This is a genomic window from Paenibacillus psychroresistens (genome assembly GCF_009728935.1).
GTDB lineage: Bacteria > Bacillota > Bacilli > Paenibacillales > NBRC-103111 > Paenibacillus_AC > Paenibacillus_AC psychroresistens.
This window is the reverse complement of the sequence record NZ_CP034235.1, coordinates 1,091,302-1,108,569: the sequence shown is the minus strand read 5'-3', so window position 1 is coordinate 1,108,569 and position 17,268 is coordinate 1,091,302. Positions and strand designations below refer to the sequence as shown.

11 protein-coding genes are annotated in these 17,268 nt (G+C 40.7%); 1 reads left to right on the top strand and 10 read right to left on the bottom strand.

What is annotated here, in order from left to right; genetic code table 11:
* Positions 1 to 2: 2 nt before the first annotated feature.
* From EHS13_RS05115 to EHS13_RS05070, 10 genes are all read right to left on the bottom strand, one after another.
* Complete coding sequence (locus EHS13_RS05115; RefSeq protein WP_155699329.1) at positions 3 to 4,340, bottom strand: LamG-like jellyroll fold domain-containing protein; 4,338 nt, start codon at positions 4,338 to 4,340, stop codon at positions 3 to 5.
* A 293-nt stretch (positions 4,341 to 4,633) separates the two neighbouring features.
* Entirely contained in the window at positions 4,634 to 4,804 is a 171-nt protein-coding gene (locus EHS13_RS36605) for an SGNH/GDSL hydrolase family protein (RefSeq protein ID WP_155699328.1), read from the bottom strand.
* A gap of 14 nt (positions 4,805 to 4,818) precedes the next feature.
* Positions 4,819 to 5,658, bottom strand: a complete 840-nt coding sequence (locus EHS13_RS05105; protein WP_155699327.1) for a carbohydrate ABC transporter permease — start codon at positions 5,656 to 5,658, stop codon at positions 4,819 to 4,821.
* Entirely contained in the window at positions 5,658 to 6,548 is an 891-nt protein-coding gene (locus tag EHS13_RS05100; protein WP_155699326.1) for a carbohydrate ABC transporter permease, read from the bottom strand. Before EHS13_RS05100 ends, EHS13_RS05105 begins: the two co-directional genes overlap by 1 nt.
* 70 nt (positions 6,549 to 6,618) lie before the next feature.
* On the bottom strand, positions 6,619 to 8,034 hold the full coding sequence (locus EHS13_RS05095) for an extracellular solute-binding protein (RefSeq protein ID WP_162462963.1): 1,416 nt from the start codon (positions 8,032 to 8,034) through the stop codon (positions 6,619 to 6,621).
* A 121-nt stretch (positions 8,035 to 8,155) separates the two neighbouring features.
* Positions 8,156 to 9,709, bottom strand: a complete 1,554-nt coding sequence (locus EHS13_RS05090) for a response regulator transcription factor (RefSeq protein ID WP_155699324.1) — start codon at positions 9,707 to 9,709, stop codon at positions 8,156 to 8,158.
* Positions 9,687 to 11,375 (bottom strand): sensor histidine kinase, encoded by a 1,689-nt coding sequence (locus EHS13_RS05085; protein ID WP_227013791.1) that lies wholly within the window; start codon positions 11,373 to 11,375, stop codon positions 9,687 to 9,689. The genes EHS13_RS05090 and EHS13_RS05085 overlap by 23 nt, the downstream gene beginning before the upstream one ends.
* A gap of 521 nt (positions 11,376 to 11,896) precedes the next feature.
* Positions 11,897 to 12,259 (bottom strand): hypothetical protein, encoded by a 363-nt coding sequence (locus tag EHS13_RS05080; protein ID WP_155699322.1) that lies wholly within the window; start codon positions 12,257 to 12,259, stop codon positions 11,897 to 11,899.
* Between the two features lie 14 nt (positions 12,260 to 12,273).
* On the bottom strand, positions 12,274 to 13,230 hold the full coding sequence (locus tag EHS13_RS05075) for a DUF4829 domain-containing protein (RefSeq protein WP_155699321.1): 957 nt from the start codon (positions 13,228 to 13,230) through the stop codon (positions 12,274 to 12,276).
* 186 nt (positions 13,231 to 13,416) lie between these two features.
* Positions 13,417 to 16,158 carry a glycoside hydrolase family 2 protein gene (locus tag EHS13_RS05070; RefSeq protein WP_155699320.1) on the bottom strand — a complete coding sequence of 914 codons (2,742 nt, stop codon included), beginning with the start codon at positions 16,156 to 16,158 and terminating at the stop codon, positions 13,417 to 13,419.
* Positions 16,159 to 16,318: 160 nt separating this feature from the next.
* On the opposite strand from EHS13_RS05070, the gene EHS13_RS05065 reads away from it, so the two are divergent.
* Positions 16,319 to 17,245, top strand: coding sequence for an ArsR/SmtB family transcription factor (locus EHS13_RS05065; RefSeq protein WP_155699319.1), 927 nt, complete (start codon positions 16,319 to 16,321; stop codon positions 17,243 to 17,245).
* The last annotated feature ends 23 nt before the right edge of the window (positions 17,246 to 17,268 follow it).

Here is a 17,268-nt window from a genome sequence, read left to right as displayed (position 1 = left end):
CGTTAATAGGAATTGTACAAACTTAAAACTTCGGATGCATTAAGCGCTCTGTTATAGATGCGGACTTCATCGACTTTTCCTTTCGTGTAATTGGATAAATCCAAATAGCCAATCCTTAATGCTGCCCCGGTGTTGTATATGCTGCCCGAAATGGTCTGCGAACCAGTAGCTTGATAAACCCCGTTAATGTAAATCTTGACATTAGCCCCATCGTAAGTTCCGACAAGATGATACCAGGTGCCGGCGGTCAAAGCGCTCGGAGAAACAGCTGCGGTACCCGCTGAATACCAGCTGTTATTGGTTGTTCTTACAACAAATTGTACGGTTCCGGCAGCATTGATAAAGATCCTATAAGATTCCCCGCCCCAATCCTTGCCGACAGGAATATAACCGAGTGCCGCCATTTGTGTAAGATTGACCCAAGCCGAAACCGTGAGTGCACTCATTCCATCCAAAGCGGCATTGTCCGCAATATTCACATAATCGTTTGTTCCGTCCAAGCTGACCGCATAGCCGCTCTTGCCCCCAGTGGCAAAGACTGCCCCGTTGGTCAAGGTTCCTATATTACTATTCGCAGATGTATCATCCGCTGATGTACCGCTTGTTTCGTTAAACTTCCATTCTCCAACGATGGTTGAATCCATACCGCTTGTTGTAGTACCGTTCGTTACATTGGATAAACCCGATTCGTTTGACATTTCATCCTTTGTCTTGATCGCAAAGTAATAAGTGGTGCTAGGGTTCAAATCGGTTACTGTAAAGCTCTCGCTTGTTCCCGCTACAGCAGGCACAGGTTCGCCCACAGCCTGTGTTGCGCTTGCCCAGTTTCCGGAGGTAATAGTTGAAGTCGAGTATCTGATATCGTATGTCGTTGCTGCACCCGAGCTTCCATCATCCCCTGGTGAAGTCCAGGTTAACGGCGCAGTGCTGGCTGTTGTGGTCCCTACGGCGAAATTAGTGATAACCGAAGGAGCAGTTGTATCACTGCTCGCGAACACTAAACTGAAGTCATCTTGATACATATCAGTAAGCGCAGTGCTGGTTGACGTATAAATGAGCGCACTGGATAAGGTTCCCGTCCAAGTAATATTTAAGGTTCCCGAAAGCTGCGTGTAGCTTGTGCCTACCGAGGTCCAGGTTGTTTCAAACCAATGGCTTCCGCCGCTATCCACTGTATTGACGACAATAAGTACATTATTGGACCCGCTGGAGAATTTGGACCATGCGCTTGCGGAATAATTTCCTTGCCCGTTTGCCAGCAATATACTTTTAATATCCTGTTTCACAGAGCTGTACACCGCTGTCCGATTATATATACGTACAGCTTGCGAGCCTGAATTCACATTGCCAGTATCTACTGCTATTGAGCTGGTTTGGGCACTCCAAGAGGTTAATCCACTTTCAAAACCGGGATTGGAAAGCAGCAAATTATCGCTTGGACTGGTTGTTCCATTCGGTAAATTGGATAAACCTGATTCGTTTGGCATTTCATCCGATGTCTTGATCGCAAAGTAATAAGTCGTTCCTGAATTCAATCCGTTCACAGTGAAGCTCTCGCTCGTTCCTGCAATAGAAGGGGTAGGTTCACCAGTTGCCTGCGTTGCACTTGCCCAGTTGCCGGTCGTTATTGCTGACGTGGAGTATCTAATATCATAGCTTGAGGCAGTGCCTGTGCTTCCATCATCCCCCGGTGAAGTCCAGCTTAAAGGTACAGTGCTTAATGTTGTTGTCCCAACTGCAAGGTTCGTTATTGCCGAAGGAGCTGTTGTATCACTGCTTGTGAACACTAGACTGAAATCATCCTCATACATATCGGTAAGTGAAGAACTGGTTTGCGTATAGATGACAGCGCTTGACAAAGTTCCCGTCCAGGTTATGTTTAAGGTCCCCGAAAACTGCGTATAGCTTGTGCCTACAGAGATTGAGTCGGTAGTAAACCAATGACTCCCCCCGCTATCGACTGTATTGATGACAAGAAAGGCATTACCTGATCCGCTTGAGAATTTTGCCCAAGCACTGGCGGTATAATTCCCCTGTCCATTGGCCAGCAGAATACTCTTAATATCTTGTTTTGCAGCGCTGTACGACTGTGTCCGATTATAAATTCGCACGGCTTGCGAGCCTGAATGCACATTGCCTGTATCAACCGCTATAGAGCTGTTCTGGGCAGTCCATGAAGTTAATCCGCTTTCAAATCCCGGATTGCTCAACAGCAAATTACTGCTTGGGCTGGTCGTTTTGTTCGGTACATTCGATATAACAGAAGTATTCGGCACCTCATCCAATGTCTTGATCGCAAAATAAAAGGTGGTACCCGGATTTAATCCGGTTACTGTGAAGTTCTGGCTTGTTCCTGCCGCGGAAGGGGAAGGTTCTCCCGTTGCCTGTGTTGCGCTTGACCAGTTAGCAGCCGTTATTGCAGATGTTGAATAACGGATATCATAGCTGGAGGCAGTACCTGTGCTTGCATCATCCCCCGGTGAGGTCCAGGTTAATGGCGCAGTGCTGACTGTGGTAGTACCTACTGCCAGATTTGTGACTGCTGCCGGAGCTGTAGTATCACTGGTTGTGCTGGTATAGGCCACGGAAGGAGCCCAACTGGTCAAGTCATTTGCACTATTAGCGCTTCCGCCGTTATTGATTTCGAAACGGATCATGTCGCCAGAGCTGATTGAAATTGAATCCAAGTTCGTATCTACCCCGGACTGGTCCGTTGCCGTGATAGCTTGCGCCCCTCCGCCTACTGGATAAATAACCGTGCCATTCTTGGTTATCCGTATTTTCACGCCATCCCCGCCGGCGATATCATTCTTCAGTGCCCTTCCACGGATACTGATAGTACCTGTATTCGGAGCATTCCATGTACGAGAAACCCAATTGCTGCTGGTATTATTTGAAATAATGTTGAATCTGGACACATAACCTGTTGATGTTCCCCAATATGCGTTCGTGGAATCGTAGCTTAAATTGGAATAGCTTGAACCGTTGTAAAGCTCATAATACCAACGGTTTGCACCTTGTGTAGCGCTAAAGCCGTTTGATGAGTTGTATATGTTGGTTTCAACTGAAATAGAAGTATTATTGGTTAAGGTCCAATTGGTGAACAGGCCGCTGTTATTAGTAAAACCGGTCGGTTCATAATACAGATTATCGCTGGCCGTTCCTGTAAACGAAGCAGCCGTTTGAGTATAACGATACAAACTGCCCTTTAGCGTACTGCTGCCTGATGTGCTGTTCCCTGCGAATACATTGCCTTTAACAATATGGTTCGTACTAATATCTCCTCCGCGATCACTTCCGCTCAGAGCCAGGTATTCAATTGCAGGTCCGGCAGCATCAGCAAAATAATTGCTGTATAACCGAACTTGGTCATCATAGAATTCATGATCAATAAAAGACATATCATGGGAGCCGGTATTGGTAACAACAGTAAACATATTATTAGCAAATGTGATATTCTGACCCCTCCACAGGAATACACAGGTTGTTCCCTGAGATTGATACAATTGTGCACAGCTGTTAATCTTGTTGGAGAATACCTTAACGTTACTGTTTTCTGCCAAAGCCAACATGCTGGAAGGAATCGCATCCAGATCATTATCATGGATTGTAACATTTTGGATGGATGTTGCCGGATACCCATCATTGGCAGTTATCACAAAACCACCGGCATTTAATGTCCTGACACGGGTAATTTCGATATCTTTCCAGAGCCACTCCGACGGGCTGGGCTCAGGGCCTCCATCTAATGCAATTGAAACAGAGTTCCAAACACCAATGATGTTGGTTGGTACTCCTTTTAGAATGAGGTCGATATCATGGAAGTATAAATCGCGGAAGATCAAACCTTGGTTGCCAAGCTGGTTGGCAATAATATGAATGCCCATCGCCGCGTTCCTGATTTCCAAATTCTCGAAGATCCAGTATGACGGATTAGTCATGTTGATGGTTTGGTCATTGACACTATTATGCCCCCTGTCAATTGCTGGATTAGCGCCAGAACCATAAGCTCCGAGAGTAATGTAATTTGCGGATGTACCTGAACCGCTTGGTCTCATCGCCTGATCCCAAACTGCCCCGCGGGCAAGTAGAATCTGATCACCAGGTTGAAATGTTGTTGTATTCACATTGGTGAAATCGCACCAAGGCTGGGATTGAGAGGTACCTGCAGCACCATTGCTGCAGTTTGACCCAGCTTTGTTATTGACATAGTAGGTGGACCCAACCGCGTAAACAGCAGGCAAGGAAACGGCTAGATAAAGCAGACTTAAAACAAAAATAGTTATAACAGCAATTTTATTAACAGATACAGATATAGAGAATGAATTTCTTGATTCCATGGTATCATCCCTTTATATAGTAGTTTTAAAAATAGTTCTAAACTCAAACTAATATTTCTGGGTAAAAGGGTTCTTACAAACAGGACGGCGAAGTTGTTTTCTGTTGATAATTCTTCAGCATTTTTAATGGGAAATTCATTAAATAGTTCCGGTCTTTAATATTCATAAATCCACCTCCTCTTCATTTAAATATTATTTATAGTCAAGGCACAATGCCATAACTACCACTAATGTAAACGCTTACATAATAATTTTAAAATTAACAGTTACAGAAGTAATCGCGGAAAACAACATCATGCCAAGGAATTTGAACAGTACATGCGCCATAAAATGATGTCCGTATTAATTATGGTTTCCAAATTACTCCTGAAATCAGGCAGCATCTCCACACCTGTGGTTGAATCATTGATGCCGATCATCAGGATGAGCAGGTTTGGTTTGAACCGCTGTCCATCCTGCTCCAAACATTCAACAGTAACTATCCTTTAAGAGCACCGCCTGTAAGTCCTTTAATAAAATACTTCTGAGTAAACAAAAACAATACAAGTAAAGGGAGTGTAGCTAGCACACTAAGCGAAAAGATCGGACCGTAATCCACGTTTTTTTCTAATTTATACTGAAAGATTTTGGTCATTAACGTCATTTTGTTTACATCCTGAAGAAAGATCAGCGGACCCATAAAATCATTCCAGATCCCATATACGGTCATAATAATATAAGTTCCGGTTGCAGGAAGCAGCAGCGGAAAAACAATCACCCAAAACATGCGAAATCTGCCGCAGCCGTCGATCCAGGCAGACTCTTCAATTTCACGCGGTATCGATTTGGTGAATCCCATATATAGAAAGACGGCTAATGGAATTCCTCCCGCCGTATATAGCAGAATAAGAAATGTTCTTGTATCATACAGATGCATAAACAAGGCCATTTTAAATAATAGGACCAGATTCGATTGAAAGGGGATAATCATCCCAGCAATAAAAATAAAAAAGCAAATTCGAAAAAAGATATGCTTCATGCGGGCTAGGGTATAACCTGTCATTGAAGCCAGAAAAATGGTTAAGCTTAAGGTTCCCACACAAAGGATTAGTGTATTGAAATATACTTGAAAAACATCGACTTGCTTGAACACCTGCATATAGTTGCCAAGATACAAAATGGATGGGAATGAAAGCGGATTGCCAAATTCCTTATGCGTCTTAAAGCTGGCTTGAACCATATAAAATACAGGATATACAAATACGATCGCCAGTAACAAGCACAATATTTCGTAAATAGCATCCTTGATTTTACGCATCGTGACAGATAGCTTAGTCATTAAAGTTCAACCTCTTTCCTTCCGGTCAGTTTCAATTGTATAACGGAAACGATAAGAATGAGTACCATGAACACGAGCCCCATTGCGATCGCATAACCATAATTCCCTACCATAAATGCCGCATTAAAAATGGCTAAAGATATGGTGTACGATGAGGTTCCGGGTCCACCATTGGTCATGATATACGGGAGATCAAACAGCTTCAATGAACCCGTCAAAATTAGAAAAGTTACGATAGACACAGTCGGCATCAATAAAGGAACTGTGATGTTCTTCAATTTCTGCCAGCCGGATGCACCGTCCATCGCAGCAGCTTCATACAAGTCTACGGGAATCGATTGAAGTCCGGCCAAATAGATCAATGCGCAGAATCCCAACCCTTGCCAGGTGGCCAACCCTACAATAGTCGGAAATGAGGTTTGCACTTTACCCAGCCAATCTCTAATGAGAAAATCAAGGCCCACTTTATCAAGCAAATAATTGAACAAACCGTCATATTGCAGAATTTGCCCCCAAACAACCGAAATGACCACTAAGGCCAACACCACCGGAAGATAGAATGCAGCCCGCAAAAAAGCACGCGATTTGAAATTGCGGTTCAACATCAATCCCAGGATTAAGGATAACGGATTTTGAATCAATACACCGACCAGACACATGATTAGCGTATTATTCAAGCCATATAAAAGCTTTTGATCATGAAAAATATCGACAAAATTGCGCATTCCAATGTATTTAGGCAGTGTGACAGCATCCCAGAGAAAAAAAGCGTAATATGAACTGCTAATAAATGGAATGTAAGTAAATACGAGATACAAAATTAAGGATGGCAAAACGAAAAATACACTGACCAGCATGGTCTTGTTATTGGCTTTCATCATCTCACCCATTTAATCGGATCAGCCGGATATCCTTCTTACGATCCGGCTGTCCGCAATTTTATTTAATATCTATATATTGCTACGGCTGTACTAGCGTTCCATCAGATCTCTGCTTATCAAGTGCTTTCTGTCCTTCTTCTAAATCCTTCGGATTAAATTTTTCACCGGAAACAATCTTGGATGTTGCTTGACGGAGAACGTCAACAACATTATTACCCAAATATTTTTGGAAGTTAATAGCCACCTTATTTTCATTCAGGGCTCCCAGCATTTCTTTCATTCCTACCAATGGATAATCCACTTGTACTCCTTTTATCGCTGGAATTGTTCCATCTCCTACAGCAACAGGTGCTAGAATCTCAGGGCTTAATATAAGAGAAACAAGAGCATTAGATTGTTCCATATATTTGGATTTCGCATTAACCACTAATCCAGTACTTACATCTACGGACATAACTGGGTTTCCGTTATCGGTAGGAACCTGGAAATAACCAACATCAAAAGGTGTCGTACCATCCTTTGTAAAGTTTTCCATGGCTGATCCGGGCATCCACCCCCCTTGGGCAATCATTGCCGCTTTACCTTGAGTAAAAACTTGGGAAGACTGAGGCCAATCAATACTCAAAGCCGTTTTATTGAAAAACTTCCTTGCTGTTAAATCCTCTAGTTTTAGTAAAATACTCTGTATTTCAGGACCATTAATTTTAATTTTTCCATCAAATAAATCTTGGCCAAAGTTAGCGTTGTCGCTATAGCCGATGGATTGCACCATATTGTCAATAAGAAGTCCAATTGTCCAAGCATCTTTAAAACCGAGAACCATTGGGGTAATTTTAGCTGCATTTAATTTATCTCCAATATCTAAAAACTCACTCCAGGTTTTCGGAACCTTAAGGCCAAGATCAGCAAACATTTTTTTGTTATACCAGATGCCTGAGCTGCCGAGCGAAGTAGCTGTTCCATAGATTTTCCCATTCCATGTTGCGACTGCCTTTACTCCATCATTTAAAGTAGCCACATAAGGTTGATCGGTTACATCAGCCAAATAATTGGCTTCTGCATACTTTTTAATTAATCCCGGATCCATGAAGAATACATCAGGTGCCGTGTTTGATGCGACCTGCGCTTGTAATTTGGCGAAGTACGGCTCTCCCAGAATTACATCCCATTGAATAGTAGCATTCGGATATAGCTCTTTGAATTTCTTCTCGATTGCTTGTTTAAACACAACCATATGAGGACGTTCATCAACGAACCATGCTCCCAGTCTGATGGTGAATTTTTCATTTTTCTTTTCGTCAGCCAGGGCTTGTTTCTTTTTGGCTTCTTCCTCTTCAAGGGCTTTCGTATCAATAGTTGCTACAGGTGTTGCGACTGCTGTTGCTTCTGGAGTCATTGTGGATGTTGCGGTTTCTTCCTTTTTACTCGAGCAACCAGAAAGCACGATACCAAGCACCAGCACAAAGGAAATAAAAATAAATAGTGACTTCTTCATTTTTGTAGACCTCCCGTAATCTTGTAGATGAATGATCATCCTTATTTAAATTATAGGGACGATCTGGTTTGCTCTCAATATTTGTAGTTGATATTTCTAACGCAAATTTGACATGTTTATTTTATTTATCACGATTAACCGTTTCTCTATACTCGATTGGACTAACTCCCACCATTTTTTTAAATAACAAGCTGAAATGGGCAGGATTTTCAAAACCGATTTCATGGGCAATTTCATAAGATTTTAAACGATCCTCCAGCAGCAGCTTCTTCGCCGCATCAATTCGTTTTCGGGTTAGCAGCTCGCGAAAATTATGGCCGGTTTCTTTTTTTATTAGCCTGCTTACATATTCATGACTCATATATAGCTTTTGCGACAGCGAATAAAGTGTAATTTCACTGCGGTAATTGTTCTCAATGTATTCTTTCACCTTTTTGATTGATCCGTGCACCAATTTGTTTTGATTGTCTTGAATGGCAGATGCGATTGAGATGAATTCCTGCTCCAGAAATCTCATAAGATCTGTTAACACATCATATGATAGCGCTTTCTTGCGAATAAACATGAAATATTCTTTTGTAAACTGCAGCGAATAATCCTCCGTAACTTTCTCTGCTTGGTCAATTAATGCAAGCACGTTCTTTTCAATATACGTTTTATTCAACCCTCTGCTGAGAATTTCCTTATAAACCAATCGCATAAAGGGAGCGACGCTTTCCGATTCAGTTCTTCTCAAAATCCCTTGGAATTCTAACAAATCTGGATCATTTCCCGTCCATTCGTATTTATCCAACGAATTGATTGAATCCATAGAAATGATCGAGCCTTTGCCCAGTAGCATCCGGTATTCCAGACATTTTCTAACCTCCTTCCAACCTTGGGATAATTCCAATACGGATTGCAGAATACTGCTAATCCCGATAGATACTGTAAATTCGAAGGTTTTCTTGCACAAAGCCAACAGATCACGTCCAATTTTCATTCCGTCATCATACATGCCTATGCAGTCATCTCCAGATTGAAACAAGACCAAAAATAACCCTCTTCGATCCTGGTAATTCCAATATTTGTACGGATAGAAATTCAAAGTGTAATTAACTGTATTCCTTAAGTTTAATGGGGAAAAGGATTTACCCATGCTGTATAACAAATCAATATTATCCACCTCAATACTCAAAACAATTACATTTCTGTTCATTAAATCATGCTTGATCAACCAATTCTTCTGCTCTTGCGGATTCGACTCGCTCGACAGCATCAGCTGAATAGTCTTCTCCTGAAATGAAGACTTTTCATGTTCTTCATCATCCTTATGGGGTTTTATCAGCTCAACGGCATCCATCAATTCATTGACATTCACCGGTTTGGTTATAAAATCAACCACTCCAAGCTTTACAGCTTGCTGAGCGTAATTAAAGTCACTGTAAGCTGTAAGAAAAATAACCCGGATCAGAGGATATTTACGACGAACCCTTTCCGCCAACTCAATGCCGTCCATGTCTGGCATCCGAATATCGCTAATAATCAAATCCGGCTTACATTTGGAGATAGCAGATAATGCATCTGCTCCATTGCTCGCCTCACCAACAATCTCGCAACCAATATCACCCCATTCTCTCAAGTGGACAAGACGCTGCAGAATTATTTCTTCATCATCGACTATCATGATTCTCATTGCTTATCAACTCCCCGTTCATTTGGATTGGCATCCTCAATAATACAACAGTTCCATTTTCGTCACTCTTCAAAATTGAAATGCCATAAGTTTCGCCATAAAGGAGACGAATTCTTGAATCTACATTGTGAAGTCCCGTACCCAATCCTCCTGATTGTCCTTCGTTATCAAACCCAGGTCCATTGTCTTCCACTTCAATCATTAGATCGTAATCCATATCATAAACACGTAAAATAATCATACCTTTGATACTCGAATGTCGAATACCATGAATGACGGCATTTTCTATGATCGGTTGAAGGATGAGCTTAGGAATCTTGACTCTTTTAAACTCGTCTGGAAGATCAATCTTCCAGGACAGCCGCTCTTTGAACCTGAATTTTTGCAACTGCAAATAAGCATTAGCAAACTCAATCTCGGTTTCCATCGGTACATAATCGCCACCCGGAGTGATAGAAAACCTGAATATTTTGGCCATTAATTGCGTTATTTGGGGAATACTTTCTTTACCAGCATCAGAAACAGACAAAGCGCTGATCGTCTCAAGCGTATTGTACAAGAAATGGGGATTTATTTGCATTTTAATCAATTTCAGTTCCGCTTCCTTATTTAGTACTTCCATTTTGTAAACCTCTTGGATCAAATATTGAAATTCGGTAATCAATCGGTTATAACTATGGCAAAGCTGTCCGACTTCATCCTCCGTTTTAACACCTTGGATCAATTCAAAATGCTCCTTTTCCGCTTTGCGCATTAATCGGCTTAACCTTCTCAATGGATTCGTAATGTGCTTGAGAATGAGAATAGTCAGCAGGAGTACGACGAACCAAGTAATTAAGGTGATGGTGCTGGAAAAGTAAGCCAAACCTTTGATTTCTTTGTTTAAATCTTCTGTAGAAACCATACTGATATAAATGAATCCAGTATCCTTTGAAACTCTGCGGTTAAGAATGGTTTCCGGTTTAGAGTAATCTGTAAATAATGAACCCACCTCTTCTAGATTAGAAGCGGAAAGAATCAAATTAAAATCATTGGTAACATAAAATGTATTTTCTGGATATCCAGCATAAAGCTGCCGGACTTTATCAGGATTCAACATGATAGCTATAAATCCTAACTTCCCAGTAACGTTATCAATTATTTCTATCGAGCAAATGATCTGAGAATTGTCCATAAAAAAGGCCCACTGAGGTCTGCCCTCCTTATCATAAGGCAATACCTTCAGAGCATCATAGTATTGTACTTTTCCGTTGGTTTCAGTGGTATAATATTTTTCCGTGTTATTAAAAATATAAATGGAATTAATGAATGCCTCTTCAATGGAGTCGCCAGATAACTGCAAATTTAATGTCTCTTTCAAAGTAGACTCTGTTTCATGCCGTCTTGCTTCAGTCATTGGGTATGTAATCTTATCATAATCATTCTTCAATAGAGTTTTCACAACCTGATCATTAGCCAGATCATCCAGTACTTTTTCCATGACCTGCAAAATGCCTTCTATCTTATCAACAGTTTCTATTAAAGTCCGGTTTGCGGAATCAGCTATTTTCTTCTCTATTATTTTTTGCGAATTTAAATAAGAGATTCCGGTCACTAAAGTTAGGGGGATGACAGTTAACAAGGAATAAACTATGATCATTTTCAAAAGGAGCTTTGTTCGGATCATTCTCAAAAGCTTTACGATCGGAGCAAATAACAGGTTTATTATTTTGAACACCAAAACGATCACCTCAAATCTATAATAATTGTAATGAACTCTCCCTCTTTTCTCAATATTCTTATTTGACATTTCTTACGTAAATTTGACACTATTTTGTTATTGTTCTTTATAATTTTTTCTTATTTCTGCTGATGGCTTTATATACATAATTAACACTCCTTATATCAGTATAATACTCTTATTGTAGGCTTATTTTACTATATAAAATTAGTCAGTGTTTCTCTTTCAATAAACGCAATACAATCAACGAGGTTACCTTTAGTTTTTATTCGCTTCAAGATATGTTATTAATCTAGATGAAGGCTATGTCAACATCATACATATTATTTTTCGGCTTTTTTAAAACTACATTATAAATTAGATATAGTCCGCCATCCGTGTCTTTGTTTTCATCAATCTTCACATCAATATTAAAGTCGAGCTCAGCTGGGTTAACTACTTGATTAATGCTTTGTGTTTCAGATTTTTTATAGAGGCCAAATTTTAAGGCTATTTACCCCATCTTGTAAATACACTTCTTCTATTTTCCCATACTTCGTTGTGTCTATTGTAACATTAAACGAGCCGTCTAATTTGCCAATAGGCAGTCCACTACCCTTTATTTTTATGAAAAGCTTATTATTGGAACTGCTAACCTTATACCCCTTGTATCCAATAGCGCTTGCCACTAGATCACCCTTTATAGATACATTATTCTCATTTACTACGACTTCTCTGACCCAGATAACGTGAGTACTTAACGTAAATGAATAGTAGTATGCAGAGGTACCCCCAAAAATAATACCGATTATTAATACTCCTGACAGTATCCAGATTAGCCTCTTTTTCATAAAACATCCTCCAGTTATGGGGCAGTCCCCAAAACAGTTATTTTCCACCTTTCCGAGCTATTATTTCGTTTTAATCCCACAAAATACAAACTGTGACCTGTATCCTCTCCATAAACATTCGTTTCCATAACAACATCGTATTGAACATCAAACATGACAACCTTATCTGATTGAGCAATTTCACTTCCATCGGCTAGCTTATCTGGTATTTTTATCTGTAAATTTTTTAATGATTTATGTGCATCCCAAAATTTTATTGTATCTGATGAATCCGTTGATTCAAATAGGCACGATTTAGCAAGATTATAGTTTCTATCCATAATAGCCTTGTAATAAATTTTTATTATTTCTTGCGGAGAATCCTGTTGAAGCAGCTTTTTATCAGATTCGCTTAGTTTGTTAAATAAATCCTCATTACCGGTCTCCATTTCTTTTAATTCACTTTCGAAAGCACTGCTATTAAACTCATATTTTTCGTTTTTAATTTTACCATTTTGCTCCATGAACTTACCTTGATACTGACCTACTACAAAATATCCAAAGTCATCTCTGTCAGGTCTAGTGCCTTTTTCATCTGTTAAGAATACCACTACTTTTTCTCCAATTTTAAAAGTAACCACCTTATCTGATTCTGGGTTATATATCATTTTTTCCGTCTCTCCACCTTGAGTGCGAACAATGACTTCCTTCCCTGGCTCGCCTTTATAAACTTTAGTCACTTTTATTGTAAAATCAGTTGCAGGGAATTTCTCAAAATCTTCTTTTACTTCTTTAGAGATAACTTCACCTTCCATAATAACAGTTGCTTCATTAACTATTTGAGCTTTATCATAGGAAGCTAGTTCAATCTCAGAATTAACGATGGTTTTATTGTTCACACCTAGCTCGTCATTTGATTTAACACCACAAGCGGCAAGGCTGGAAGCTAACATCGCAACTAATATAAATATAGTTATTTGGGTATATTTCATATATTCTCCTTTAATAATTTAATCAAACAATCTCCATATAATATTAGACTCCCCAACAGTAAAATAGTTACATTTTTAAACATTAATTCTATCGTTAGACAACTAAAGCCTTCTATTCAATTCTAATAAAAATAAAAAAACGCGTTGGCGAGAGAAGGATAATCTTCTCAACCAACGCGTTAAAAATTATTGAAATTTGACTAATAAATCAATCGGGTATCTTCCCGCATTACGCCCATATAACGCTAATCCGCCATCTTCTGCTTCTAAAACTAGTTTAAAGCTGCGTTTCTGATTCAATTTGGCTGCTAGCTTACTTGGTAAAGCTATCTTGCAAAGGTATCCATAGGAACCCGCTTCGTTCAGCTGATTGTTGACAGGCTGATAATGCCAGGACAGGACACCGCGACTATCGGCAGGATCATCCGGAAGCAAGATCGTTTCCACTAGCTCATCATCTACCCAGACCTTTAAGTTTGACCGCTGTTTCACTGCATCCGTCATTAGATACGAATTTTTGTTATATTCGGGGTCAGCATTTGCGCCATGCATGAAGGAGATATCCGATGCCAATTTGATTGCTCCCGTTTTATTTTGCCCCATTAAATATTTAGCCCCTGCTTCAAAAGCCAGCTCAACCTCATAAATAACAGCCTGCTCTTCCTGATCAGGTAATTGAATCTCATAGGCGAAATGTCCAATTGGACCCCCACTCACTTTATGCTCTTGGATCGCGTGCCAGCTATGCTCCCACTGACTTTCCACATAGGAGGTAACCGCTACGCTAATGGATCCAGGATGGTTGCTCGCTTGCTCGTCGCGTACATCAAAGGTAATAAAGTTGCGTGTAACAGAGGTTCCCTCTAATGTTGTTAAATGTATAGCTAGGATGGCTACTGCAGCTTGATTTGGCATGCTGATAGATAAAGCTTCAAGTGGAGCTACTCCATACCCATCCCAAGCAAGCTGCTGAATTCCCGCGTCTGCAACCGTACGAATACCGAGATTGTCATACCATAGCTCCCAATTCAAGCTTAAAGCTTGCCCATGATAAAGATCAGAGTAGCTTGAGCGCAGCAATGGAACTGAAATTTCTGCCCCTGCTTCTACTGTTTGGCAAGGTGGAGCATCTATTACAATAAAATCCGGCGTGTGCAAATCAGCAATTTGCATATCGGGCACAAACCATTCATAACCAAACTGCTTATCCGAACCATCAATCCTATGGTAGCCATTAAACTCATTCAACACATCGCGAAACTCTGTGAATACAAAACCGCACATTTTATCGTGGCGACGGAATTCATTCATCATATAGCGGTAATGCCAAGCAAGATCGCTATCACCTGTACCAAATTCCATTCCCCAAACATTGCCGCATTCACTATTCATTAACGGAGCATCCGTTTGCACATTGCCGCCTATATAATTAAACGTTGATCCCACAAAGGTCTCATCGACAACTTTAGTTACATGGGTCCGCACTTCTTCATACCCGTTAATATAGAAATGCCAAGTATTGATGTCTGTTTCAACATGATCATAGTTGCATGGCGAGTTATCTTCTACAAGACGGGTTGGATCTACTTGCTTAACCCAATGATACATTCGACGAACCCATTCTTGCGTCTCAGGTAAGTAGTCGTTTGTTTTAACCCCATCACTGGCCAGATTAGCAGCTTGACTGTCTGTCTTAAGCCCCCATGTCTCATTAAAAATAATCCAAGAAAAAATCGAAGGATGGTTAAAGTCACGCTCAATGAGCTCACGAGCCTCATTCTCATAAGCCGTTCGTGCTTGCTCATCCGGATTTCCCCAGAAGCAAGGCATATCTTCCATCACTAACAATCCCAGTTTATCGGCCCAATATAATTTACGCGGTTCCTCTGGTTTAATATGAATCCGCACAAAATTAAGACCCAATCGTTTCATTTGGAAAATTTCATCGTGCATATCTTGATCAGTTGGGTAAGTGAAATAGCCTTCTGGATGAAAAGATTGATCTAAAGTTCCGTTTAGATATATGGGCTTATTGTTGAGTGTAATCCAGCGATAGCTGCGGTCTTCAAAAAGGGTAGTGCTTATTTCTCTTATCCCAAAATAAGTGCTAATCGAATCAACCTGCTCGTTGCTATTAAGCAGAATTTCCCCTTCGTATAAAAAAGGTGACTCTGGACTCCATAATTGCGGATTCGCAACTACAAATGATGTTCTGACTTCGTTGCTGCCTTCAACCAAATCCAGCTCGATTGTGTGATCCACGGCTTTATCTGCAAAAGAGAATGAAATTGCCGCTTTACTCGCTTGGCCAGCAATAACGTTGCTTACTACTTCAACACGACCATCTAGATGAGTAGTAAACTTAGCATCCAGCACATAATTCTGTGAACGAGCTTCTAACCAAACCGTCTGCCAGATTCCGCGAATTTCGCCATATCCTTGCTTTCCCCGAGTTTGATAGCTATGATCATAATCCTCTGCTCGCACAACAATTGAATTGTTCGAATCCAACAACCAATGGGCTGTAACATCAAATTCAAATGTACCGTAACCACCTTGATGTGAGCCTACGAAAGTACCGTTAACCCAAACCTCGCTAATATAATCTACAGCTCCGAATCGTAAGAATATTCGCTCCCCTGCCAAAGCCGGCTGCCATTTAACTGCTCTATTGTACCAACCAACACCTTTATCTGAGCTAGCAATCCCTGAAAGCGGGTTCGTCCAAGAAAATGGGACATTTATAATCGAGCTGAACTCGGCAGCATCTTTAGTAAACCAAACCTGCTCTTTACCTTGATTAGTGGGATCAAATTGAAATGACCAAGCACCATTTAAATTTAGCCAATCCGCACGCTGCCAATCGGGACGTGGATATTCTGGGCGTGGAATGGATGTAATTAATGTTTGTTCGAATTGGATAGACATTAAATTAACACAACCTTTCTTATTCTGATATAATATTTATACAATATACATTGCATTATTACAATGTTAATTTTTTTGTTGATGTACATTAGTGTTTTACAATGTAAGATCTGACTTGTAAAATATGAATAGAGTAACATCCGAAGGGGCGACTATTGCTATGCAACCAAAAGATTCAACCAAAATCATCTCACCTGTTAAGCTTCAAGAGGTTGCCAAAGCGCTTTCGGGGGATTTAAGACTTCGTATTTTAGAAATACTCGGTAAGCAAACCTTAAGCGTTACCCAATTAATGACTGAACTCGGAGTAGCACAGCCAACCATATCGATCAATGTGCAAATTCTGGAGCAAGCCGAGCTGATTACCACATCACAAGGAGCAAATCGCGAAAAACTCTGCTCTAGAGTACACGATTCACTTCTACTACTGCTGCCTAGTGCATTAGGAGATGCCTTACATGAAATGGAAGAGATTATGATGCCGATTGGCATGTATACGGACTGCTCGATTACTCCAACATGCGGAATGGCTGGTAAAGACGGGCTGATTGGCAGTCCAGACGATCCAAGAAGCTTCTATTTACCTGAACGCTCCGAAGCCGAGCTGTTATGGTTTAGCGAATCAGGCTTTGTTGAGTATCGATTTCCAAACCCAATGCCACCGGGAATTGAACTCTCAGCCCTTGTTCTCAGTGCTGAGCTTTGCTCCGAAGCCCTTGGGTATGACGAAGATTGGCCATCGGATATCACCGTATTCATTAACGGTAAAAGATTGGGCACGATAACAAGTCCCGGTGATTACGGCAAAGAAAAAGGCAGCTTAACCCCTAGCTGGTGGATGCCGGGAAGCACCCAATATGGACAATTGTGTGAGTGGCGGATAGATAAAGTAGCTAGCTTTTGCAATAAAGAAAAGGTTTCAGATCTACAATTGCAGGATCTTAATTTAAATTTCACTAAACCGATAACGGTTCGATTTGAGGTAGAAGAAACCGCCAAAAACCGCAGAGGGCTTAATCTTTTTGGCGCTACCTTCGGAAACCATTCGCAAGCGATTAAACTGAGCTTTGTTCGCGAACGAAAGTAAGTAATTAGGAGGGGAAGATAGCT

Bases quoted from the DNA above. Each gene is read 5' to 3' on its own strand.
- EHS13_RS05080 (WP_155699322.1), bottom strand. From the start codon at position 12,259: ATGAAAAAGAGGCTAATCTGGATACTGTCAGGAGTATTAATAATCGGT.
- EHS13_RS05065 (WP_155699319.1), top strand. From the start codon at position 16,319: ATGCAACCAAAAGATTCAACCAAAATCATCTCACCTGTTAAGCTTCAA.
- EHS13_RS05075 (WP_155699321.1), bottom strand. From the start codon at position 13,230: ATGAAATATACCCAAATAACTATATTTATATTAGTTGCGATGTTAGCT.
- EHS13_RS05105 (WP_155699327.1), bottom strand. From the start codon at position 5,658: ATGACTAAGCTATCTGTCACGATGCGTAAAATCAAGGATGCTATTTAC.
- EHS13_RS05090 (WP_155699324.1), bottom strand. From the start codon at position 9,709: ATGAGAATCATGATAGTCGATGATGAAGAAATAATTCTGCAGCGTCTT.
- EHS13_RS05100 (WP_155699326.1), bottom strand. From the start codon at position 6,548: ATGGGTGAGATGATGAAAGCCAATAACAAGACCATGCTGGTCAGTGTA.
- EHS13_RS05115 (WP_155699329.1), bottom strand. From the start codon at position 4,340: ATGGAATCAAGAAATTCATTCTCTATATCTGTATCTGTTAATAAAATT.
- EHS13_RS05085 (WP_227013791.1), bottom strand. From the start codon at position 11,375: ATGATCCGAACAAAGCTCCTTTTGAAAATGATCATAGTTTATTCCTTG.
- EHS13_RS05070 (WP_155699320.1), bottom strand. From the start codon at position 16,158: ATGTCTATCCAATTCGAACAAACATTAATTACATCCATTCCACGCCCA.
- EHS13_RS05095 (WP_162462963.1), bottom strand. From the start codon at position 8,034: ATGAAGAAGTCACTATTTATTTTTATTTCCTTTGTGCTGGTGCTTGGT.